At 69.4% G+C, this 24,059-nt stretch carries 13 protein-coding genes; 10 read left to right on the top strand and 3 right to left on the bottom strand.

Annotation, left to right across the window (positions count from 1 at the left end):
* Window positions 1-66 precede the first annotated feature (66 nt).
* The 5 genes from ACTWLT_RS12055 to ACTWLT_RS12035 all read left to right on the top strand — a co-directional run bounded on the left by ACTWLT_RS12055 (window position 67) and on the right by ACTWLT_RS12035 (window position 9,793).
* The gene (locus ACTWLT_RS12055; RefSeq protein ID WP_445318436.1) at window positions 67-3,249 is read left to right on the top strand and encodes an OmpL47-type beta-barrel domain-containing protein; all 3,183 of its coding nucleotides are present in this window, start codon (window positions 67-69) and stop codon (window positions 3,247-3,249) included.
* A gap of 24 nt (window positions 3,250-3,273) precedes the next feature.
* The gene (locus ACTWLT_RS12050; protein WP_445318435.1) at window positions 3,274-3,906 is read left to right on the top strand and encodes a hypothetical protein; all 633 of its coding nucleotides are present in this window, start codon (window positions 3,274-3,276) and stop codon (window positions 3,904-3,906) included.
* Between the two features lie 65 nt (window positions 3,907-3,971).
* A complete protein-coding gene (locus tag ACTWLT_RS12045) occupies window positions 3,972-5,033 on the top strand; it encodes a hypothetical protein (protein ID WP_445318434.1) in 1,062 nt (353 codons plus the stop codon).
* Between the two features lie 26 nt (window positions 5,034-5,059).
* On the top strand, window positions 5,060-8,458 hold the full coding sequence (locus ACTWLT_RS12040; RefSeq protein ID WP_445318433.1) for a beta-L-arabinofuranosidase domain-containing protein: 3,399 nt from the start codon (window positions 5,060-5,062) through the stop codon (window positions 8,456-8,458).
* A 306-nt stretch (window positions 8,459-8,764) separates the two neighbouring features.
* On the top strand, window positions 8,765-9,793 hold the full coding sequence (locus ACTWLT_RS12035; protein ID WP_445318432.1) for a LacI family DNA-binding transcriptional regulator: 1,029 nt from the start codon (window positions 8,765-8,767) through the stop codon (window positions 9,791-9,793).
* Between the two features lie 230 nt (window positions 9,794-10,023).
* Here the strand turns inward: ACTWLT_RS12035 and ACTWLT_RS12030 are convergent, their stop codons facing one another.
* A complete protein-coding gene (locus tag ACTWLT_RS12030; protein ID WP_445318431.1) occupies window positions 10,024-11,268 on the bottom strand; it encodes a PQQ-dependent sugar dehydrogenase in 1,245 nt (414 codons plus the stop codon).
* A 444-nt stretch (window positions 11,269-11,712) separates the two neighbouring features.
* Here ACTWLT_RS12030 and ACTWLT_RS12025 point away from each other — a divergent pair, with 444 nt between their 5' ends.
* Both ACTWLT_RS12025 and ACTWLT_RS12020 read left to right on the top strand, forming a co-directional pair.
* Window positions 11,713-12,294, top strand: a complete 582-nt coding sequence (locus ACTWLT_RS12025) for a hypothetical protein (protein ID WP_445318430.1) — start codon at window positions 11,713-11,715, stop codon at window positions 12,292-12,294.
* A 267-nt stretch (window positions 12,295-12,561) separates the two neighbouring features.
* A complete protein-coding gene (locus ACTWLT_RS12020; RefSeq protein ID WP_445318429.1) occupies window positions 12,562-13,176 on the top strand; it encodes a lytic polysaccharide monooxygenase in 615 nt (204 codons plus the stop codon).
* Between the two features lie 100 nt (window positions 13,177-13,276).
* Here the strand turns inward: ACTWLT_RS12020 and ACTWLT_RS12015 are convergent, their stop codons facing one another.
* Window positions 13,277-15,460, bottom strand: coding sequence for a HelD family protein (locus ACTWLT_RS12015; protein ID WP_445318428.1), 2,184 nt, complete (start codon window positions 15,458-15,460; stop codon window positions 13,277-13,279).
* Window positions 15,461-15,914: 454 nt separating this feature from the next.
* Here ACTWLT_RS12015 and ACTWLT_RS12010 point away from each other — a divergent pair, with 454 nt between their 5' ends.
* Window positions 15,915-17,249 carry an alkaline phosphatase PhoX gene (locus tag ACTWLT_RS12010; RefSeq protein WP_445318427.1) on the top strand — a complete coding sequence of 445 codons (1,335 nt, stop codon included), beginning with the start codon at window positions 15,915-15,917 and terminating at the stop codon, window positions 17,247-17,249.
* 367 nt (window positions 17,250-17,616) lie between these two features.
* On the opposite strand, the gene ACTWLT_RS12005 is transcribed toward ACTWLT_RS12010, so the two are convergent.
* Window positions 17,617-18,189, bottom strand: a complete 573-nt coding sequence (locus tag ACTWLT_RS12005) for a peptidoglycan-binding domain-containing protein (protein WP_445318426.1) — start codon at window positions 18,187-18,189, stop codon at window positions 17,617-17,619.
* A 295-nt stretch (window positions 18,190-18,484) separates the two neighbouring features.
* On the opposite strand from ACTWLT_RS12005, the gene ACTWLT_RS12000 reads away from it, so the two are divergent.
* Both ACTWLT_RS12000 and ACTWLT_RS11995 read left to right on the top strand, forming a co-directional pair.
* A complete protein-coding gene (locus ACTWLT_RS12000; RefSeq protein WP_445318425.1) occupies window positions 18,485-21,238 on the top strand; it encodes an AfsR/SARP family transcriptional regulator in 2,754 nt (917 codons plus the stop codon).
* A gap of 241 nt (window positions 21,239-21,479) precedes the next feature.
* Window positions 21,480-24,008, top strand: a complete 2,529-nt coding sequence (locus tag ACTWLT_RS11995; RefSeq protein WP_445318424.1) for a PKD domain-containing protein — start codon at window positions 21,480-21,482, stop codon at window positions 24,006-24,008.
* Window positions 24,009-24,059: the final 51 nt, after the last annotated feature.

Here is a 24,059-nt window from a genome sequence, read left to right as displayed (position 1 = left end):
TTGTGGGGTTCCACCCCCCCCCTTCCCCCCCCACCACCTCCGGACAACAGTGAGGAGATCGACACCGTGAACACCACCGTGGTGCGCGGCGCCGCCCCACCAACCCGCCGGCCGCCGCGCCGGGTCCGCAGGGCGCTCGCCGCGACGGCGGTCGCCGGGCTCGTCGCCGGCCTGGTCGGGGTCGCCGCGCCCGCCTACGCGGCCGACTCGTACACCTTCACCAACACCGTCAACCCGATCCTCGGTGACGGTAGCTACTACTCGGCCGACCCGGCGCCGGTCGTCGTGCCGGCCGGCGCTCCCGGCAACGACACCGGCCGGGACCAGCTCTACATCTACACCGGCCACGACCAGGCCGGACCGTCCACCAACGACTTCATCATGAACGAGTGGGGCGCGTTCCGCACCGCAGACGTCCAGGCCGGCCAGTGGACCCACTATCCGTCGCTGATGCGCCCGGAACAGGTCTTCGCCTGGGCGACGCCCGGGCGCGCGTACGCGGGCCAGGTCGTCCGGGGCGTGGACGGTCGCTACTACTGGTACGTACCGATCAACGAACGGGACAGCCCGGCGTCCGACAAGTTCGCGATCGGCGTGGCCGTCTCGGACAGCCCCACCGGCCCGTGGACCGACCACGCGGGTGGGCCGATCATCTCCCAACGCGTACCGACGGCCAACACCATCCACAACATCGACCCGACGATCCTCATCGACGGCACGGCACCGAACCAGCGGGTGTACCTCTGGTGGGGCTCGTTCAGCCAGCTGCGGATGATCGAGCTCCAGCAGGACATGAAGACGCCGGTCACCACCCAGCGCTCGGTCACCGGCCTGACCGGCTTCTTCGAGGCGGCCTGGGCCTTCAAACGCAACGGCACCTACTACATGGCGTACGCCGGGAACAACGCCGGCCCGACCTCGCCGTGCACCCCCGCGAACTACCACGCCTGCATCGCGTACGCGACGGCGTCGTCGCCGGAGGGACCGTGGACCTACCGGGGCACCATGCTCCGGCCGGTCTCCTCGACGACGAGCCACCCGGGCATCCTGGAGTTCAACGGCAGGTGGTACATGGCGTACCACACCGCCGACGCCGTGGGCGGCGGCCACTTCCGCCGGTCGGTCGCGATCGACCCGGTCGAGTGGGACGACACGCAGAGCCCGCCGAGGCTGAAGCTCGTGACACCGACGCCGGTCAAGGGGCCCGACCGGACCCCGCGGGCGAACATCGCCCAGGCGGCCAGGGTCACCGTCTCCAACGAGCCGGTGCCCACGCAGTACTGGGTGAAGGCGCTCAACGACGAGATCGTCCGGTCGAACCCGCTGCCACCGGACATGTGGGGGACGTGGACGGGCAACAACCCGCCCCAGCAGTGGGTGCAGTACACGTGGGACCAGCCGATGCGGATCTCCGGGTCGCAGATCGACTTCTGGAACGACCAGCCGCAGGGCACCGGCACGGGCGTCGCCGCCCCCGCCCGCTGGCGCATCCAGTACTGGAATCTCGACAGCGGTCAGTGGGCCGACGTGCCGAACCCGAGCGGCTTCCCAACCAGCACACAGGGTTGGCAGGACACCACGTTCGACCCGGTGACCACGACCCAGGTGCGGGCCGTGTTCGACGCGTCCACCAACGGCAGCACCTACTCCGCGGTGGCAGTGGAGGAGTGGAAGGTCCTCGCCGCACAGCCGGAGTCCGTCACCGCACCGGGAATGACGGTGGAGGTGGGGGAGACCCAACTGCCCGACAGTCTCCCGGTGGCGTTCGGCGCCGAGACGCTGCGGCTGCCGGTCTTCTGGGACCCGGTCACGCCCGAGAACGTCGCGACGCCCGGGACGTTCACGATCGGGGGCAGCGTCCTCGGCTACGCCGCCGGTCGCGTCTCCGCGCAGGTCAGGGTCATCTCGCCGGAGGACACCGAGGGCGACGAGACCCCGCCGACGCTGACACTCACGCCGAGCGGCAGCGCCGGCGGTGCCGGCTGGTTCCGGTCGGCGGTGCGGGTGCGCGTCGCCGGTGTCGACGACCGTGGCGGTCGGCTGACCATCGAGTCGCGGGTGGACGACGGCCAACCGGTCGTCGCGAGCGCCGTGCGGTCCGTCGACGTGACCGTCTCCGGCGACGGTCAGCACAGCGTCCGGGCGACCGCGACCGACCGTGCGGGCAACGCCTCGTCGCCCGCGACCCTTCCGGTACCCATCGACGCGACGGCACCGGCCAGCACGGCCACCGTGGACAGCGCCACCCGGGCGGTCACGGTGACCGCGAGCGACGCGACCTCCGGCGTCGCCCGCGTCGAGTACGCCATCGGCACCGGCGCGTGGACCGCCTACAGCGGCGCCATCGCGGCACCCGACTCGAACCGGCACACCGTGTCGTTCCGCGCGCTCGACGTGGCGGGAAACCTGGAGACCGCGAAGACCGTCACCATCCCGGCGGACCTGTCCGGGCCGCTCACCGGCAACATCGGGCCCATCGCGACCCCGACCGCCTCCTACACGGCGGGCTGGAACAGCGTCACCGCCCTCAACGACGGCGCCGACCCGTCCAACCCGAGCCAGGCGCAACTCTGGGGCACCTGGTCCGGAACCCGCCCGGCGACCCAGTGGGTCCAGTACGACTGGGCGCGACCGGTGCGCATCACCGGCACGGAGCTCAAGTTCTGGCGGGACTCCAACCGCGGCACCGGCGACGGCGTCGCCGAACCCGACGGGTGGGTGCTGCAGTACTGGGACGGGGCGACCTCGACCTGGCGCGACGTGACCGGCGCATCCGCGTACGGCACGAGCACCACCGCGTTCAACACCGTCACCTTCGATCCGGTCACCACGGCGCGGGTGCGGGCGACGATCCGGGCCAACGGGAACGGCACCACCTACTCCGCGGTCGCGATCACGGAGTGGCGGGTCGTCGCCGACGACCCGGGAGTCCAACCCGCGTTGCCCGTCACGGTCAGCGTGCAGGCGAGGTGTGTCGGCGGCAGGGCGTACGTCGCCGTGCAGGCGCGCAACGACCACGACGCGCCGGTGGACATCGTCCTGGAGACGGCGTACGGCCAGCGGTCCGTCGCCGACGTCGCGCCCGGCGCGAACGCCTACCAGTCGTTCGCCACCCGGGCGGTCTCGATCCCGGCCGGCTCGGCGACCGTCCGGGCCACCGGACCCAGCAACGGTACGGACGTGACGGTCGTCCGCACCGCAGACCACGCCGGCGCCGATTGTGCCGGCGATCCCCGTCAGGCCCCGTAACCACTAGCGACGATGGAGCAGCACATGAAAACAGGAAACCGTAGGCGGTTGCTCGCGGCCGGTGCCGCGGGTGCGGTGCTGGTCGGGACGGTGGCGTTGCAGGCGCCGGTCCAGGCCGAGCCCGGCGACAGCACCGACGTGCGGGTGACGGTCGACATCGAGGAGATCGCCGAACCCGGCGTGCTCGCCATGTCGATCGCCGGCGACTCGGTCGCGCTGTCCGAGGACGGCTCGACCCTGCTGGTCCGTCAGTTCGTCGGCAGCCTGCCGACGGTGACGGTGACCGATACCCGTACGCCGGAGGAGGTGCCCGACAACAGCGCCTGGGCCGTGCTGGGTAGCGCCACCGACTTCGCCGGCGGCGCCGGTCAGACGCCGATCAGCGCGGGGCATCTCGGCTGGAAGCCGCGCCTGATCGACGGCGGCGACACCGGCCTGGTCACCGAAGGCGAGGAGGTGGTGACCGTCCTCGACGAGCCGACCCAGCCCGGCAACAACGTGGGCCTGGTCGACCAGGAGTTGCTGGTGTCGACGTTCGACTCCGAGGCGGTCACCGGTGACGCGTACTCGGTAGACGCCGACCTGTACCTGCGCACCCCGGCGGATGTCGCCGCCGGCTCGTACACCTCGACGTTGACCCTCTCCCTGTTCGAGTGACACACGGGTGGGGGTCGCAGCGACGCGGCCCCCACCCGTCATATCCCTCCGTCGAAGGACCCGCGATGATCCGGACCTCGCTGCGGACGCCGCTGCGACTGCTCGCCGTGCTGGCCGCGGTGTTCGTCGCCGTGCCGATCGCACCCGCCGCCGCGGCGGCGCAACCGACGACTCCGACGCTGACCTGGGCGGTCCAGCCGGCCGACCAACAGGGCCCGGACGGCCGCCGGTGGGTCGAGCGCACGCTCGACCCGGGTCAGGTGGTGACCGAGCACCTGGCCGTGCGGAACTTCAGCGACGGCGCGGTGGTCTTCGCGCTGAAGGCGGCCGACGGCTACCTCACCGACAAGGGCCGCTTCAACATGCTTCCGTCGAATCAGCAGTCGGCGGACGGCGGCACCTGGATCAGGGTGCAGCAGACGGTCAGCGTCGGACCCCACCAGACGAAGGTGGTGCCGTTCACCATCACGGCCCCCCGTGACGCCACGCCAGGGGACCACCCGGCCGGCATCGCGGCGGCGGTCACCAGCGCCGGAGGCACCGTCGCCGTCGAGAGCCGGGTCGGGTTCCGGGTCATGCTGCGGGCCAGCGGCACGGTCACCGCGTCCCTGGCGATCAGCGGCCTCACCGCCCGGTACCAGCGCTCCTGGAACCCGTTTTCGGCCGGCACGGTCCACCTCAGGTACACCGCGACGAACGACGGCAACGTCGCGGTGGCCGCCACCGGCCGGACGTCCGCCGCCGGCCCGCTCGGCCTGGCCGCACGGCGCACCTCGACGAACGTCGAGGAGACACTTCCTGGCGGCAGCCGGGCCGTCGAGGCTCGCCTCGACGGCGTCTGGTCGGTGGGACGACTCGGCGCCCGCGTCGACCTCACCCCCGCCATCCTCGGTGGTGACCCCGCCGGTGCCCAGATCGAGCCCGCCACCGCCACCGTGACGATCTGGGCGCTGCCGTGGCCGCAGCTGGCCCTGGCTGCCGTCCTCGCCGTCCTGGCCCTCGCCATCCGGAGCACCCTGCGCCGACGCCGGCGGCGACTCGCGCAGCTTATCGCCGACGCCCGGAACGAAGGCCGGGCGGAAGCCCGGACCCCGGCTCTCGCCGCCGACGCGCCACAAGCTTCCTGATCCCCCGCGTGAAAGGACGATCCGCAATGGTTCTCTCCGACGAGATGCCCGTCAGTCGACGTCAGGTACTTCAGGCGTCCGCCATCGGTGTCACCGCGGTGGCCACCGCGGGTGCGCTCCCCGCGACCGCCGCCCACGCAGCCACCGAGGCGCCAGCCGGCCCGACTCCACTCAACGTGACCCCGGCCGACCCCGGCCCCGGCGGCACCGCCCCGGTCCGGCCGTTCCCGCTGCGCGACGTGACGCTGGGCGACGGCCTGCTCCAGGAGAAGCGCGACCGCATGAAGAGCTACCTCCGGCAGCTCGACGAGCGGCGCTTCCTCGTGTTGTTCAACAACCAGGCCGGCCGACCGAACCCGGCGGGCGTCTCCGTCCCCGGAGGCTGGGAGGACGGTGGGCTGCTCAGCGGCCACTGGGCCGGCCACTTCATGACGGCCCTGGCGCAGGGGTACGCCGACCACGGCGAGCCGATCTTCAAGAGCAAGCTCGACTGGATGGTCGACGAACTCGCGGCGTGCCAGGCCGCGATCACCGCGCGGATGGGCGGGGGCGACCCGGGTGGTGAGGAGCCGGAGGAACCGCAGATCGGCCGGGTGCCGGGTCGATTCGGAAGCGGCCTCCGCCTGAACGGCCCCAGTCGGGCGCAGCACGTGGCCCTACCCCAGGAGGCGATCAGCCAGCTCGCCGACTTCACCATCGCCACCTGGGTGAATCTCGCCTCCACCCAGAACTGGAGCCGGCTGTTCGACTTCGGTCAGAACACCACGGTCAACATGTTCCTGACCCCGCGCGCCGGTGTCACCGGCAACGTGCCGCGGTTCGCGATCACGGTCAGCGGTAGCGGTGGCGAACAACGGATCGACGGTACCGCCGCGTTGCCGACCAACCAGTGGGTGCACCTCGCCGTCACCCTCACCCAGCGCACCGGCACCCTCTACGTCAACGGTCAACAGGCCGGCCAGAACGCGGCCATGACCCTCAGCCCGGCCGACCTCGGAAACCCGGGAAACCGGTGGATCGGGCGCTCCCAGTACGGCGACGCGTACCTGGACGCGACCGTCGACGAGTTCCACATCTTCGACCGGGCACTGAGCCAGCAGGAGATCCAGTCGCTGCTGGACTCGGCGGCCGGGAGCACCGGCGGCGGGTCGATCGCCTGGTACCGGTTCGAGGAGGAGGACGGTTCCACGATCAGGGACGCCTCGCCCAACGGCCGCGACGGCGGAATCGTGGCCAGCCAGAGCGGCGGGGGAGCCCTCTGGGTTCCGACCCATCCCGGCTACCTGGGCGCGATCCCCGAGGACGCGGTGCTCCGGCTCGGCCCGCCACGGTGGGCCGTCTACGGCGGTGACCTGAGCACCAACACCTGGGCGCCGTGGTACACGCAGCACAAGATCATGCGTGGGCTGCTCGACGCGTACTACCACACCGACAACCAGAAGGCCCTCGACGTGGTCGTTCGGATGGCCGAGTGGGCGCACCTCGCACTGACCATCGGGGACAAGAACCACCCCGCGTACACGGGCCCGATCACCCGGGACAACCTGAACTACATGTGGGACCTCTACATCGCCGGCGAGACCGGCGGCGCGAACGAGGTGTTCCCCGAGATCTACGCGCTCACCGGCGACGCGAAGCACCTGGACACCGCCAAGCGCTTCGACAACCGGGAGTCGCTCTTCGACGCCTGCGTCGAGAACCGCGACATCCTCGTCACGACGCCACAGACCCGGCCCGGTCGTCGCCGTCCGGACCGGCTGCACGCCAACTCGCACGTGCCGCAGTTCATCGGCTACCTGCGCGTCTACGAGCACAGCGGCGAGCAGGACTACCTCCAGGCCGCCAAGAACTTCTTCGGCATGGTCGTACCGCACCGCACCTACGCCAACGGGGGAACGGGCGGCAACTACCCGGGCTCCAACAACAACACCGAGCTGTTCCAGAACCGGGACAACATCGCGAACTCGATCGCCCAGGGCGGTGCCGAGACCTGCACCACCTACAACCTGATCAAGCTGGCTCGTAATTTGTTCTTCCACGAGCCCGATCCGGCGTACATGGACTACTACGAGCGCGGCCTGATCAACCAGATCGCCGGTTCGCGGGCGGACAGCACCAATGTCACCAACCCACAGGTCACCTACTTCCAGCCGCTGACCCCGGGAGCCACCCGCAGCTACGGCAACACCGGCACCTGCTGCGGCGGGACCGGCATGGAGAACCACACCAAATACCAGGAGACGATCTACTTCAAGTCCGCCGACGGTGGAGCGCTCTGGGTCAACCTGTACGTGTCGTCGACGCTGACCTGGGCCGAGAAAGGCTTCACCATCACCCAGCAGACCGCGTACCCACGCCAGGACCGCACCAGGCTGACAGTGCAGGGCAGTGGCCCGCTCGCCATCAAGCTGCGGGTGCCGGCCTGGGTGCGCAAGGGCTTCTTCGTCACGATCAACGGTGCCGCTCAGGACGTCACTGCCACGCCCGGCAGCTACCTGACCCTGAGCCGGTCCTGGAACACCGGCGACACCATCGAGATCCGGATGCCATTCAGCATCCGGATCGAGCGGGCGCTGGACCGCCCCGACACACAGTCGATCTTCTGGGGTCCGGTCCTCATGCAGGTCCTCGGGAACCCGGGCGTCGGGAACTACCGGGAACTCTCGCTGTACCGGCACCTCAAGCGCGACGGAGACTACTCCCGTGCGGCGATCACCCACACGAGCACCACGGCGGCGGGTGACCGCCTCTTCACCACGCACGGCTTCACCCTGCGGCCGTACTACATCGGTGACACCCAGCCCGCCTCGTCCTACTTCCGGCGGGTCGAGCCGACCGTCGTGTTCGGCTCGGTCGACACCGGCGTGCCCAACCGCAGGCGCAATGACGGCCTGCCGAACTACGACATCCCGGTGACCGGGATCCCCTCACCCGGTACCGACGGCCCCACCTTCCTCGACCTGGTGTGGGACCGGGCGCCCTTCGCCAACCACGGACAGTTCGTCTCGACCGTCACGCAGACCGCCGAGGCATTCGTCACGGCGGGCGCCTTCACCGCGGCGGAGAAGGATCTCGTCGTCTCGTACGCCGCCAGATCGAACAGGGAACTCGAGCCACCACCCGCGTGGAACGTCGAGGTGCGGGCCCACACGCGGTTCATCGGCGCCAACGCCCACGTCTCCGTCACCGCCCACAACGCCGACAACGTGCCGCTCACCATCGAGCTGAGCACGCCGTACGGCTCGCGGACGGTGGCCGACGTCGCCCCGGGTAAGGCCGTCTACCAGGCGTTCAACGCTCGCGGGACGTCGGTGCCGGCAGGTAGCGCGACCGTCAGGGTCACCGGGACGGTGGACGGTGGGTCGGCGACCGCCCAGATCGAGACGCCGTACGAGGCGCTCGACGGCGACCAGCCAAGGCCGTAGCCCGGACATCGGGTGGCGGGTCCGGCTTGGCCCGCCACCCGACCGGCTCCGCCGACGTGGCGTTTCGGCCGAGATTTCGGGAGGGACCTGCAGGGTGCATTCCTGACACTTGCCGCAAGTGCTCGCCGGTGTAGTGTTCCGCCCAGGTGAGAGCTTCGACGGGAGAACGCGGTGCCCGAACCCTCACCGAAACATCGTCGAAAAGGCACTGAAGATCCTCGTCCGCCTGGGTGCTCGTCACGGCACTTCGGAGGCGGCCTGTCGCCGCGTACCACGCCTGTGCCGGTCGCCGGGAGGGAGCACCACATGGCCAACGAGCCCGGGATCCCCACCAACCGCACGCCCACGCTCACCGATGTCGCCAAGCTCGCGGGGGTGTCCATCGCGACCGCCTCCAAGGCGATCAATGGACGTAGCGAGGTGCGGGCGACCACCAGAGTCCGGGTGCTGGAGGCAGCCGAGCTGCTCTCCTTCGCGCCGAACGCCCTCGCCCGTGGCTTGCTCAGTGGCCGCACCGGGACCGTGGGCCTCCTGACGAGCGACCTCGAGGGGCGCTTCTCGATTCCCATCCTGATGGGGGCGGAGGACGCCTTCGGAGCCGGCCAGGTGTCGGTCTTCCTGTGCGACGCGCGCGGTGACGCGATTCGGGAAAAGCATCACGTCCGTGCGCTGCTGTCGCGTCGGGTGGACGGTCTGATCGTGGTGGGCTCCCGCACCGACGCCCGTCCACCGTTGGCCGGCAACATTTCCGTCCCGGTGGTCTACGTCTACGCCCCCTCCTCGGATCCAGCCGACGTCTCGATCACTGTCGACAACGTGGGAGGCGGTCAGCTCGCCATCGAGCACCTGCTGGCCTGCGGTCGGCGCAACATCGCCCACATCACCGGAGACGCTGGGTTCCAGGCGGCGCGGGATCGTGCCGAGGGCGCAGCGGCGGCGCTCGCCGCTGCCGGCCTGAGCATGGTTGGCGGGCGGCCGTACTTCGGGTCGTGGGACGAGTCCTGGGGGCGGGCCGCGGCGCACATGGTCGTCGAGCACCATTCCGAGGTCGACGCGATCTTCTGCGGCAGCGACCAGATCGCCCGGGGTGTCCTGGATGCGCTGCGCGACCTCGGACGGGACGTGCCTGGTACGACCTCCGTGATCGGCTTCGACAACTGGGAGGCGATCTCCGCGCACTCGCGGCCCCGCCTGACCAGCATCGACATGAACCTCAAACGACTCGGTGCCATGGCGGGCCAACGGCTCTTCGAAGCCATCGACGGCGGTGCGCCGACATCGGAGGAGTTCCCGAGCCGAGTCGTGATGCGCGAGTCGACCCTGTCGGTCGGCTGAGGTCCTTCGTACCCGGCTGATGATGCTGTCTTTTGCCATGGTGCTGGGTGTCGTAACAGCATGGATTGGTGCGGTTCTCCTGATGCGGGATGCGTCGCCCGTCCTCAGTGAAGCGGCATTGTGGTCTCTTGATTCCGCGACAAGCGCTGCAGATGTTGCCAGCTGGGGACGGCCGGTCGGACGCGGCCGTCCCCAGGGGTATCGCGGATGCGGAGGGATTGGCCCGAGGTTCAGCGGTTCGCCGGCCCGCCGTTGGAGGCCGGCTGGACCCGTTCGAACCGCACCCGGCTCAGCCATCCCGGGAGGTCACTGAGCACGTACAGCTCGCCGTGCACGTCCCTGTCGATCGCGGTCGGCTGGGTGGGGAAGTTGCCGATCGTGGCGGACTCGTAGCCGCCCGTTGGCTTGGGGCGCACGGCGAACGCGAGGGTCGAGCAGTAGTCACTCGCGATGTACGTCCCCCACGCCTCCGGGGTGGCGGACCCTCGGTACACCACGCCGCCGGTCACCGAGCAGTTCTCCGTGAGGTAGTGCTCGTACTCGAAGACCGGGTCGGTGTACCGCACGCCCGACCGGCATTGCTGCGGGTCGAAGACCGGCGTGCCCTCTCGGCAGGACCAGCCGAGGTTCGCCCCACGCTGCGATGGGCGGATGTGGTTGATCTCCTCGACCAGGCCCTGGCCGACATCACCGATCCAGAGTGAGCCGTCGACCGGGTCGATGGAGAACCGCCACGGGTTGCGCAGCCCGTAGACCCAGATCTCCGGCCGCGCGCCCGCCACACGGACGAACGGGTTGTCGAAGGGCACGCAGTAGGGCTTCCCCCCGCAGGAACGGTTGACGTCGATCCGCACGATCTTGCCGAGCAGGGTGCCGAGGTTCTGACCGGACTTGAACGGGTCGTTCGCGTGGCCGCCGTCGCCGAGGGACCAGTAGAGGTAGCCGTCGCGGCCGAACGCTACCTGTCCGCCGTTGTGGTTGCCGTACTCGGCATGCTCCTGGGTGAGCAGCACCTGCAGCCGCCCGGGAGCGTCGATGGGCACTCGCGCCAGGGTCAGCGCGCCGGCCGGGAGGCTCGTGTAGGCCACGTAGAGGATCCCGGTCCGCGCGAAGTTCGGCGCAGGCGTGATGCCGAGGAGGCCGCGCTCGTTGTCCGACGTGTCGATCCGGGCGGTCAGGTCGAGCACCGGCTCGGGCGCCAAGCCGGTGTCGGGGTGGTAGGCGCGGACGGTGCCGTTCTTCTCCGCGATCAGCATCCGGCCGTCCGGCAGCCCGGCCATCGCGATCGGACGCTGCAGACCGAAAGCCACCTGTTCGGTTACCACGGTCAACTCAGCGAGTGGCACCGCGCGGGTGTGGGATGTGCTGGCCGCGGCGGTGCCGGCCACCGGCGCCGGTGGTAACAGGAACGCAGACAGGACCAGAACGAGCAGCCCGGCCAGGATGGTGGCCGGGCGCCAACGCTGTCGCGACATGGTCAGCTCCTCGAGCAGGTGAGTGGACGCGGGATGGGAGCGTTCCCACGATACATCGATCCGAGCCAATATCAAGCGCGCGGCCTCTGGTGGTGCCGACAGGGTGGTCGGGCCGGGATGCACTGAGGATCGTCGATGTTGCCAGAGTGGATCCGGGCGTGTTGGAATGGCTGACATCGCCGCAGCGCGGGGGCAACCGTGCTGGGAACGGCCAGCACGGGAGCATCGCAGTTCGGCAGCGCGCCGCTTTGGCGGACGCTCGCATGCCGCATCGCCGGGCCATCTCTGTGACGACGGGCGTTTTGCCGGGCAGGCATCCTCGCCCGCCGTCCGTGTCCCCTGGTATGTGTCCCCGACGGTCGACGCGCTCGACGTCTGACACCTCGGGGGCGTCCGATTCGGTCTGGCAGCGCACCAGGACCGGCGATGAGGTGAGAAGCGATCATGATTTCCCGAGAGAGTTTCGCGGGTTGGTACCGAAACCGCTTCGTGTGGGTGGCGGTGATCCTGCTGGCGGTGTCGGCCGGCACGGTCGTACTGGTCAACCGGGCCAGCCCGGAGGCAGAGCCGGCGGATCTGCAAGGGCAGATCATGACCCGGATGCGTACCACGCTCGAACAGGCGGACCCGGGGCAGCACAACCACGCCGGACACGGTGTCCAGCAGGCGGCCACCGAGGAGAAGAGGCCGCCAGTGATCTGCGGGGTCCGCGTCTACGGCTACGAGCCGGCCGAGGTTACCGCGCTCGCTGACGTGCGGACGGTCTACGGCTTCCACCTCTGCGGGGTGGCCGAGCAGAAACGCCCCTGGGACGTGGCGGTCAAGCTGGCCGGACCTGTGATCATGGATATGTCCACCGAGCCGCCGGGCATCCAGGTGGTCGAGGCGACCGCCGACGTCAGGTTCGTCGACCGGCTGCGGGAGATGTTCCCGGACAAGTACGAGGAGTTGGCGCTCAAGGAGGCGCTGACCGAGTCGGAGATGGCCGACCAGCGCCACCGGTACGACGTCGCAGCCGGGCTTTGACCCGGCCGGGCGGCCGGACGGGGCGGTGGTACCCGCTCCTGCGGAACCAGGGGCTGGCCATCTCCTCCACCGGGCGATTCCGGTCAGCTTGATCCACATCAGACTTTAAATAGATCAAAGTTGATATTTAGGCTCATAGATGTAACAGTTGGTTTGGGAGCGTTCCCACGCTGATCTTCAGTACCTCAGAACGGAGGACGAACAGTGCGTTCACACAAGTCCGATCTATCCGACGGACGATCCCGGTCAGTCCGTCAGTCCCTCCGAGTGCTCGTCGTGCTCTTCGCCATGGTGGTCGGTACGTTGCCCTGGACCGGCGCGGCCCAGGCCCACGGCACCATCATCAACCCGGCGAGTCGCGCCTATCAGTGCTGGAAGACCTGGGGCAACCAACACACGAACCCGGCCATGCAGCAACAAGACCCCATGTGCTGGCGGGCGTTCCAGGCCAACCCCGACACCATGTGGAACTGGATGAGCCAGCTGCGGGACGGCCTCGCCGGCCAGTACGAAGCCCGTACCCCGGACGGACAGCTCTGCAGCAACGCCCTCTCCAGGAACGACACGGTGAACCAGCCCGGAGCATGGAAGGCGACCACCGTCAGCCGCAACTTGACGGTCCATCTGTACGACCAGGCCAGCCACGGTGCTGACTTCCTCCGGGTCTACGTCACCAAGCCGGGATTCAACCCGAGCACCCAGCGAGTCGGGTGGGGCAACCTCGACCTGATCACAACGACCGGGCGGTACGCGCCAGCACAGAACATCTCGTTCAACGTCTCGATCCCTGGACGCACCGGAAACCACGTCCTGTTCGTGCTCTGGAAGGCGTCACACCTGGACCAGACCTACATGTGGTGCAGCGACATCAACATCACCTGATCGGCAAGACCGACAGCCACGGCACTACTCCGGCCCAGGGCGTTGGCGCCCTGGGCCGGATTGTTCGTCCCGTAGTGGCGATGCGGGCCACCCCCGAGGCCTATGGCGATCGCTGCGTGAGGATCAGCTGTCCGAGTTCCTGGGTGCAGCGGGTGAGCGCGACGTAGAGACCGTTCCAGCCGCGCGGTTCAGCGGCGATGCCCTGGGGGTCGACGAGTAGCGTCGCGTCCCATTCCAATCCCTTGGACTGGGACGCGGTGAGCACCGGCACATCGCTCAGCACGGCCAGGAGTTCGGCGATGCGGTCGGCGGGGGCGATGACGCCGACGGTGCCACCATGCCACCGATGCTGTAGTTGTCGCACAGCCTCGGCGGCGGCGCCGGCAAGCTCGGCGGACGTGATCATGAGTTCCCAGGGGGCGATGCCGGAGGAGCGCACGGCCCGTGGCGGCGCGTTGCGGCTGCCAGCCTTCTTCAAGACCGGTTCGGTGAGGTCCATGACCTCACGCGGAGTCCGGTAGCAGATGGTCAACTCCGCAGCGGTCCAGCGGTCTCCGAAAACAGCCCGCACCGCTTGTGCCCAACTGGTGTGCCGGTGCGCTGCCTCCGCCTGGTCGATGTCGCCGACCGCGGTGATGGAGCGACCGGGACAGCGCCGTAGGACCATCTGCCACTGCATCTCGGACAGCTCTTGCGCCTCGTCGATGACGACGTGGCCGTACACCCAGCCGCGCTGCCGGCGAGCGAGGTCGGCGACGAACTCGCCCTGCGGTTGCGGGGCTTCGACCTCGCCCAGTTGGTCGGCGAGGGCGTCGAGCAGGGGGATGTCGCTCGACGCCCACGGGGCGGGCTCGGCCGAGACGGCGGTGATCTCGTCCGGGGACAGCTGCGGGGCGAACCGGGCCAGCAGGGTGCGGTCGGTCAGGAAATCACACAGCAGCGTCTCAGCGTCGAGGGTGGGCCACCATGCCTCGATGAACCGGGCGATGGTGGCGTTTTCGGCGATACGAGAACGGAGCTGTTCGATCTCCTCCTCGGAGAGCAGTCCGTCGATGTCACTGCCGGTGGACGTCGTGCCGGGGTGGTGGTCATGCCGCATGTCCTTGTCGACGCGGGCCAGGATGTCCTCGAAGCCCTCCTCCATCTCGTTCATCAGCGCCTCGCGCTGCTCGACGACGGCGTCGGCAAGGAGGTGGTGCAGTTGCTCGGTGAACGCCGCGCGGGCGCGGTGGTACGGGCGTCCCTGCACCGCCGAGGCGAGCGCCTGCGCCACTGTCGGGGCTGTGATGACGTAGAACTCGCCCTCCCAGCGCAGCTTCAGCTCACGGGGCCGGGGGAGTAGCGACGTGACGTAGTTATCGAGCGCGGGCTGCCAGAGGGCGCGGCCCTTGATCTCGGCGAGAAGCCGGCTCTCGTCGCGGCCGACGTGGATCTCCGGCAGCAGAGTGTCGCAGGTCGCCGAGACGACGGCGGTCTCACCGAGCGCGGGTAGCACCTGGGCGATGTACTGGAGGAACCGCGGCGAGGGGCCGAGGACCAGGACCGCTTGGTCGGCCATCTGTCGGTGGGCGAACAGCAGATAGGCCACGCGGTGCAGAGCAACCACCGTCTTGCCGGTGCCGGGACCGCCCTGAACGATCAGCGGGCCGGTCGCCTCGGCCCGGATGATGGCGTCCTGTTCGCGTTGCAGGGTGGAGATCGCCGTCGACATGCGGCCGGTGCGCCGCTGGTCGAGGGCGGCCAGGAGAGCGCCTTCACCGACGAGTTCCGCCGTTAGCGTCCCGTCCAGGGGCTCGTCGTCCACGCCGACGACGGTCGATCCCGTCGTGCGGATGTGACGGCGCCGTGCCTGGCCCTGTGGGTCGACAGCCGTCGCGGTGTAGAAGGGCCGAGCTGCGGGAGCGCGCCAGTCCACCAGCAGCGGCTCACTGTCCTCGCCGTCGTTGCGGAGACCGACACGGCCTACGTGTCGCACGCTGCCGTCAAGGCCGTCGAGCCGGCCGAAGACCAGCCCTTCCCGTGCCCGCCGTAGTTCTTCGTACTGCTGGCGGAGCATGCGCTGCCGCGCCTGTTCCAACGCGTCCAGGGCCTCTGACGAAAGCTCGGCCTGTAGGTGGTCGGCCAGCCTGTCGCGCCGGGCCGTGGCCAAGTCGAGAAACTCCTGTTCCTCGGCGACCGCGGATCGGCGCGCGACGTCCTCTGCGCTGGACGTCGACGGTTCGCCGTCCGGTGTTACTTCGCCGACGCCAGCAGTGCCGTTGTCCAGAGCAGAATCCCGGCGCATTCGCAATCCTTGTACTGGTGTTCCCCCCGACCCGGATGGGCCGGGCGTATTCCGGCGGCAAGCATAGAGTTGGTTTCTCCTCGTCGACCAGCAAATCCACTGCCAGAGATCGGAATCTCAATACCTTGCAGTTCCGGGGCGCTCGTGGCCTCACCTATCTTGATTGCCTATTGACTGTTCAGTCCTTATCTGATCTGCGGCTGGCTCCGGACCCGGCTGCCCAGGCTGCCGCATCTCATGCCAAACCCTCTCGTTGCCGGCGACGTCGTGGATGGCATCGGTCCCGATCAACTCCATCGATGCCTTGACTGGTGAGGCGCGATGTGACGTAGTGGTTCGAGCGGTTCAGGTCGATATCGGCCCGGGTCGCGACGGGCCGCGACGTCCAGGAGGTTGTCCCGTGTCTTTGTCTCGCCGCCAGTTTCTGTCCCGCTCAGCCGGAGCCGGTCTCGCCGTGGCTGTGGCCGGTTCGGTCGACGCCCTGTTCACCGCGGCACCCGCGCTGGGGGTGTCCGGTCCGGATCTCGGGTACGGCCCGCTCGTGCCTGACCCGGCCGGCATGCTCGACCTGCCGGTGGGCTTCCGCTACACGGTGCTGTCCCGCGAAGGCGCCGTCCGGCCGGACGGCGGCATCGTGCCGAGCCGGTTCGACGGCATGGGTGCCTTCGCCGACAGGGCGCGCGGCAGCCGCCTGGTCCGCAACCACGAGTGCTCCCCGACCGCGACGATCAGGGTGGTGGCTCCGCCGGAACGCACGTACGACCCGGCTGCCGGGGGCGGGACCAGCACGATCATCGTCAGAGCATCACGACGCGCCGTCTCGGAGCACGTCAGCCTGGGCGGCACGGCCATCAACTGTTCCGGCGGCCTGACCCCGTGGCGCACCTGGCTGACCTGCGAGGAGACCGAAGACAGAGCCGGTACCCGCGGGTACACGAAGGACCACGGGTTCATCTTCGAGGTCGACCCGTACGACGATGCTCGCAACACCGACCCGACACCGCTGACCGCGATGGGCAGGTTCCAGCACGAGGCAGTCGCGGTCGACCCGCGCACCGGCATCGTCTACGAGACCGAGGACGCGTTCGTGGCACCGCTGGGCAGCTTCTACCGCTTCCTGCCGAACCGGCCGCTCTGCGGTCACGGAAGCCTGCGGGCAGGCGGTATGCTGCAGGCTCTGCACGTCCCGGACCTGCCGGATCTGTCCGTGGTGACCGAGGCGGGCGCGTCGTTCTCCGGCATCGAGTGGCTTGACGTGCCGGACCCCCTGGCGACGACGGAGTCGGTCCGTGCACAGGATTACCGCAAGCCGATCACCGGTGGGTACAAGATCGAGGGCGCCTGGTGGGGGGAGAGGGACGGCTGCGCCTACTTCGTCTCGTCATTCGCCCGGCGTGAGCTGGGCTCGGCCCGCGACCACGACGGCCAGGTCTGGCGGTATGACCCCCGCGCCAACACCTTGCGTCTGGAAACCATCTTCACCCGTCCGACGCCGGCGCCGGAGAACCCAGAGTTCGACGCCCCGGACAACATCTGCATGTCCCCGTACGGGGGCCTGATGATGTGCGAGGACGGAATCGGCGACCAGCACATCCTCGGTACGACCGCCGACGGCGAGGTGTTCGTCTTTGCCCACAACCGTGTCAACGTCGGCACGGCGGAGGATCCGGCGTACGGCGAGTTGGCCGGGGCGACGTTCTCCGCCGATGGCCGGACCATGTTCTTCAACGTCTACAACCCGGGCATCACGTACGCCGTCACCGGTCCCTGGAACCGTCGCCAGGGCTGACGCCGCTCTGGTGCCCGGCCCGGGATGGGTGGCCCCTGAGATTCCGGGGTACCTGTAGCCCATGGACTCGAGCATGGAGAACTGGCAAACGATCGCCGGCAGGCACTGCCAGTGCGATGACGATCCTCGCCGGTGCCGCGACTGTCAGGCCTACTGGCCCTGCACGTACCGCCTGCGCGCCGACCATGAGTTGAGCGACGGGCCGGCACTTCTCGACCTGGCCCGCTGACAACCCCTCCGTGTCAGCGAGGCAGCTCGATTATCGTTTGGGGCGGGACGGGTGGTGGCGTCGGAATCCGGACGTCGCCGGGCCAGCGGCCCGCCAACCTCGCGACGTCCGGATTGCCGTTGCCGAGGTCAGGCGAGGTCAGCAGGTGCGGGAGTTGTACGCGGCCCAGTAAGGGCCGCTGCCCTGAGGCGGGTAGAACCGGTAGTTCCCGTCGGGTGAACGCTGCAACACGAAATCGTGCGAGCTGTACGGGCTCCTGGAACCCGTGACCCCGTCATACACCACATACAGCCACCCGTTCTGGTTGTCGTGCTGCGCGAGCCTGTCGCCAGCCTTCGTCCAGCTGTTCCGACCGGCAGAGCCGTCCGCGACGAGGCCCTTGTCGCGCTGGAAATTCTTCGTTGCGGCATCGGTCTGGTCGCCGAAGACGCCGTCGACCCCCGACGAGGGCAGGTAACCATTCGCCCACAGAATGGTCTGCCACAGACAGGCGACGTTCGAGTTGCGGTGCGTGGCGACGTTGACGACGCCCTCGTCATCGAAGTCGTCAGGTACCACGCCGCTGCCGTGGACGTACGCCCTGCCGGTGTAGGAGCCGCTGGCCGCGGCCGGCGTGGCGATGGTGACGTTGATGCCGATGGCCAACACCGCACCGACGGCGGGGACAGCAGCTCTACGAAGCACGCGACGCACGGAGTGGAGCGAGGACATGCATCTCCTTTGGTCGACAATCATTCGGGACGAGGGTGGTGAAACGGAACCATGACCGTTGCATCACGGCGCATCCAGACTCTCCGATGGGAGAGTGTGGACGGTAGAAAGGTACGGTGGGGCCCGTACAACCGGCGCACAACTGGTGTACACACCACCCACGCCCGCTCCCGTCATCCGGGCGCGGCGCACCTGATGACAGATGGCAGCGCCCAGATGTGAGGTGCCTGTGCGTTTCGACCTCCTTGGCCCGCTCCAGGTGTACCGCGAAGGCCGGCCGGTTCCGCTGGGCTCGGTGAAGCAGCGTCTCCTGTTGGCCACCCTGCTGCTGCGCCCCAATGAGGTCGTCGGCACCAACGAGTTGGCCGCAACGCTGTGGGGCGAGGAACAGCCGGCGTCGGCTGCGGCGAACCTGCGCACCTACGTGCGCGGGCTGCGGCAGTCGCTGGGCGGCGGGGAGCCCTGGGAGGGGATTACCACTGCGGCCGGCGGCTACCTGCTGCGGGTGGAGCCAGGCGAGCGGGACCTGGACCTGTTCGACGCCGCGGCGGCGCGGGGCCGCGAGGCTCTCGCCGCAACAGATGTGAACCGGGCCGAGGCGGAACTCTCCGCCGCGGTGGGCCTGTGGCGTGGGGCCTCGCTGTCTGACCTGCCGCTGCGTCCGGCGCTGGCCCGGCGGGTGGCGCAGCTGGAGGAGCGCCGACTGCTCGCCGAAGAGGACTACGCCGAGGCGATGCTGGCGCTCGGCGCGCCGGCCGACGTGGTGCGCCGGCTGCGCGCCCTGCTCGACCGGCACCCGCTGCGGCAGCGGGCGTGGGGCCAGCTGATGGTGGGCCTGTATCGCCTCGGCGACGTGGCCGGCGCATTGGATGCCTTCCGGCACGCTCGGCAGGTGCTGGCGGAGGAGACCGGCCTCGATCCCACGCCGGAGCTCACCACGTTGTACGACGACATCCTGCATCACCGCCCGGGACTGGCAGCGCAACCGCCGACCGGGCCGGTCGGGCCGCTGCCGGGCACCGCACCGGAGCCCCTCATCCAGCGCCCCGAACAGCTACCACGTGCCGTGCCGGAGTTCGTCGGCCGCGGCGCCGAGCTGGCCAGCCTCGACGCGCTCCTGGAGCGCGGGGGCCAGGGGCCGACGACGGTGGTCATCTCTGCGGTGTCCGGGATGGCCGGAGTCGGCAAGACCGCCCTGGCGCTGCACTGGGCGCACCGGGTGGCCGAGCGCTTTCCCGACGGCCAGCTGTATGTGAACCTTCGCGGGTACGACGAAGCCGGCGCGGTGTCCCCGCCCGACGCCCTGTCCGGCTTCCTCGAAGCGCTCGGCGTGCCCCACGCTCGGATACCCTCCGACATCGAGGCCCGGACGGGGCTCTACCGCAGCCTGCTGGCCTCCCGCCGGATGCTCGTGGTGCTCGACAACGCTCGCGACTCCGCCCAGGTTCGCGCCCTGCTGCCCGGTGCCGGCGGCTGCATGGTCGTGGTCACCAGCCGCGACCGGCTCGGCAGCCTGATCGCCGCCGAGTGCGCCGAGCCGATGACGTTGGACGTGCTCACGGCCGAGGAGTCGATGAGCCTGCTCGCCAGCCGGCTCGGCGCCAGCCGGCTCGCCTCCGAGCGCGCTGCGGTGGCCGACATCGTCGAAGCCGCGGGCAGACTCCCGTTGGCGCTGTCGATAGTGGCGGCGCGCGTCGCCACCAATCCCGCGTTTTCGCTCGGCGCCATCGCCGCCGAACTGCACTCGGCCGAGGCGAGGCTGGACGCGTTGGCCGACGGCGACGTCCGGCGCGTCTTCTCCTGGTCGTACCTGGCTCTGGGGCAGGACGCAGCCCGGCTGTTCACCCTGCTGGGGCTGCATCCGGGCCCTGACCTGACCGCCGCCGCGGCTGCGGCGCTCGCCGGCACGTCGACCGCGGCCGTCACGCCGCGACTGCGAGAGCTGACCCGGCTGCATCTGCTGGCCGAGCACACCCCCGGCCGGTACGCCTTCCACGATCTTCTGCGCGCCTACGCGGCCGAACTCGCCGAGTCCTCGGAGCGCGTCGACGAACGCGTGGCAGCCCGACATCGCCTGTACGACCACTACCTGCACGCCGCCTACCCGGCCGCCCTGCTGCTCCAGCCGCAGTGGCCCCCGATCGAGCCGGTGCCGCCGCTGCCCGTGCCCGCCAGGCGGCCGGTGACCGATCACGACGGCGCCCTCGGGTGGTTCACGGCGGAGCACCGGGTGCTGGTCCGGGTGGTCCGGCAGGCCGCCGAGAACGGCTTCGAAGCGTACGCCTGGCAGATCGCCTGGGCGCTGAATACCTTCCTGGCACCGCGCGGCCTGTGGCAGGACCAGCTCACCACCCAACGGGTCGCGCTGGCCGCCGCGGAGAAAGTTGACGACCTCGCCGGTCAGGCCGCCGCCAACAGGCTGCTCTCTCGCGCACTGACCCGACTCGGCGATCACGACGCCGCCGAGTACCGGCTGAAGCGCGCACTCGAGCTACACGAACGCCTCGGCGATGCGACCGGTCAGGCGCAGACGCTGCACAACTACTGCGAACTCTGCTACCTGGACGGGCGGCTCGACGAGGCGCTCGCACACGGCCGCGAGGCGCTGCGGCTCTACCGGTTGGCCAGTAACCGCTCGGGGGAAGCCCGGACGCTCAACGCGATCGGTTGGCTGCTGGCCACCACCGGCGACTACGCGCAGGCCATCGAGAGCTGCAGCGAAGCGCTCGTCCACCAACGGCAGAGCGGCGACCGCAACGGCCAGGCCGCGACGCTGGACAGTCTCGGCTTCGCCTACGACCGCCTCGGTGAACGCGACCGCGCGGCCGACTGCTACGAGCAGGCGATCCAACTCTTCCGCGACTCCGTCGACCGCTATCACGAGGCCGAGACCCTGATCCGGCTCGGGGACACCCGGGAAGGAATGGGCGACCGGACCGCTGCGACTGCCGCCTGGCGCCAGGCCGTGCGGATCTACGAGGACGTGGGTGACCCAGCGGCCGAGGAGGCCCGCCGTCGCCTCGAACGTCTGGTTTCGGACAACCATTGAAGACACTGTGAGCGGCCGCAATCAGATGCTCCGAGAAGTTCACCCATAAACGGCGGTAAATAGACGGCAACGTCAGCGCGGGGCAAAAGCTCGTTAAGGGCCGCGCTACTCTCCCCTCCACATGGGATTGCCGCGCGAGTGCAATAGCGCCAGCGCGGACCGAATCGGAGGGTGGAAATTGCTGATATACCAGAATTTCAGACGCCGCTTGCTGGCTGCGGCTCTCACGGCAACTCTCGGGGTGACCGCGCTCGTCGCCACGCCGGCCACCGCGGCGGCCGACCCCTCCGCGACGGAGCCGTCGGCGGCCGGCGAAACGTTCACGATCCAGCCCTTCTACGCGCCGATCGAGGCCGACGGCGACGCAGTGCCGCAGGCCGCGCGGACGTCGCTCGCGCCGGCGGAGGAGCGCGAGCCCACCGCGGAGGACGCTCGCGACGTGGCAGAGCGCCAGGGCGACAAGTCGTTCTCCGGTGCCGGGCAGGGCACGGCACTGGCCCCGAGCGGGGCGCGGCGCCCGCCGGCCGTCCCTGACGAGAGCTACCTCGACCCCTGCTGGGACAGCGACAACGGGCGTGGTGAGTACGGCCGCGTCTACAACCGCTTCGCCTGGTGCCAGCGTGGTCGCATCGGCGGCGAGGTGCGCGACGAGGACGACGACGTGGTGGGGACGGTCAGCATCATCTTCCGGGCCGCGGCGTACGGGCGGGACGACGGCAACCGCGACGTGCGGGTCTTCCTGCGCACCGAACCCGGGTCGGCGGACTATCAGGCATTCTTCCCGTGGGACGAGGCGTCGCTGCGCAGCGCGATCATGCACCTGTGGGTCGACTGCGACAACTTCCTCGACGGATGCTCCGCGGGGGGTGCGACGGCGGGCAAGACGATGGACGAGTGGGACAGGGATGGGAGTTGGCACTCGTGGACGGTGGCCTCCGCGAATGCCGGCGACGGTCTCGACAAGGTGAAGCGACACCTGTGGCACTTCAAGTCCAGGGTCTTCTCCAGCGTGTTGCCGGGCGTGCCTGCGAAGAAGATTGCCCAGTCGCACACCGTGCGGTGCGACTCCGCGTCGGTCGGTTTCGCCCTCAGTCGGTCCAAGGCGTGCGTCTTCGACGACGTCATCCCTCATCTGCAGTATTCGGCCATCAGCGCCAAGCACGGTGAGGTGGCCCGGCACATCCAGTGCGCACTGGATCCCGGCTGTACGTCGTGGCCCCTGAAGGATGGCAAACAGGTCCCGGGCAAGTTCGTCGACAACCGCGACGCGCCCGGTCTGCACCGGATCACCGAGAAGGTGCCGAGCCACCCCGACGGCGTCACCTACTACTCGCGGAACAGCTACCAGAAGGACCAGGCCTGCCAACAGGGCACGCCGTACTTCGCGCTGGGTCTGCCGGCGCACCTGTACAAGCCGCCTGCGCAGCAGTGCGACGAGTTCCCCTTCGCCTCCACTCGGGAGGGCGCCGGCGTTGGAGACTGGAACTTCTCCGTCCTCGGTGTGACGGCGGCGGTCAACGGCTGCGCCGGGAGGGAGTTGCAGCGGTACTACCGCGACGACCGGATCCTGGTGTGGCAGCCGGGCGTCCCCACCGCGGCGGAGGACGAGTTCTTCGTGCACATCACCGACGCACCCGACACCGGAGACCCGGCAGCCTGCGAGGAGGACCCGGACGAGGGTGGCGATCCCGACCAACCCCCGACAGTCGACGCGGGGCAGGACGTCAGCGGCGACGAGGGTTCGGTAATCACCCTCAGCGGCAGCGCGTCCGACGCGGAGACCACTCCGACGACGGGGTGGACGTACGCGCCGGGGCCGGGCACCGACCCGGGCGCCGCCTGCTCCTTCACCGCCGAGGGCAGCACCACCACCGGCATCACCTGTACCGATGACGGCACCTACACGGTGACGCTGTCGGCCAACGACGGCGTCAACGGTTCGGTCAGCGACAGCGCGACGGTCACGGTGCACAACGTGGCACCTGCGGTCGCGGGACCGCAGCCGGCCACGATGACGGTGGCCCCCACGGCCACGTCGTCCGCCGGCATCGTCACGCCCACGCCGTGGCAGGTGTTCCGGGTCGGGCAGTCGGTCAAGCTGACCGCCAACTTCACCGACCCTGGCCTCAACGACACCCACGTGTGCTCGGCCAACTGGGACGACGGCACCTCGCAGACGTTCACCTCACGGGGACGGCAGTGCGTACGCGAGCACACCTACACCACGCCGGGGATGTACACGATCAGCACCGGTGTCGCCGACGACGACGACGGCGTCGCCGACGCGGCCAGCGTCATGGTGATCGTCTACGACCCGGAGGGCGGTTTCAGTACTCAGGGTGGCTTCCTCGATTCGCCGGCCGGTGCTCTCACCGGCGCCCCAAACGTGGCGGGCAAGTTGACCTTCACGTTCAACCCGAAGTACCTGCCCGGTGAGACCGGTCCCGTACCGGGCGGCGGCAAGGTGTCGGCATCGCTGCAGGGAACCTCGTTCGACCTCGATTCGACCGCGCTGGAATGGCTCGTCGTCACCCTCGACGACAAGGTCGCGGTGAAGGGCACCGGCACCGTCGACGGCGTACCCGGATACGGCTTCGTCGCGTACGGCTTCGATGACCCCGATGCCTCCCGGCTCGTCGTGTGGCCGTTGTCGGCCGGAGAGTATCCGCAGAACACGGTGCTCTACGACAATCGTGGCACTGCGGGGTACGACCTGGACGTGAGCGACCCTCAACCGCTGGCGGGAGGATCACTCCAGGTGCACCAGTAGTGTCGGTTGGGTGCCCGTGACGGAATCGTCCCGGGCAGCCCATCGATTCAG

This window comes from Micromonospora yongxingensis (genome assembly GCF_052601155.1).
Note: the sequence above shows the minus strand (reverse complement) of the source record. Positions and strands in the feature narration are given on the sequence as shown.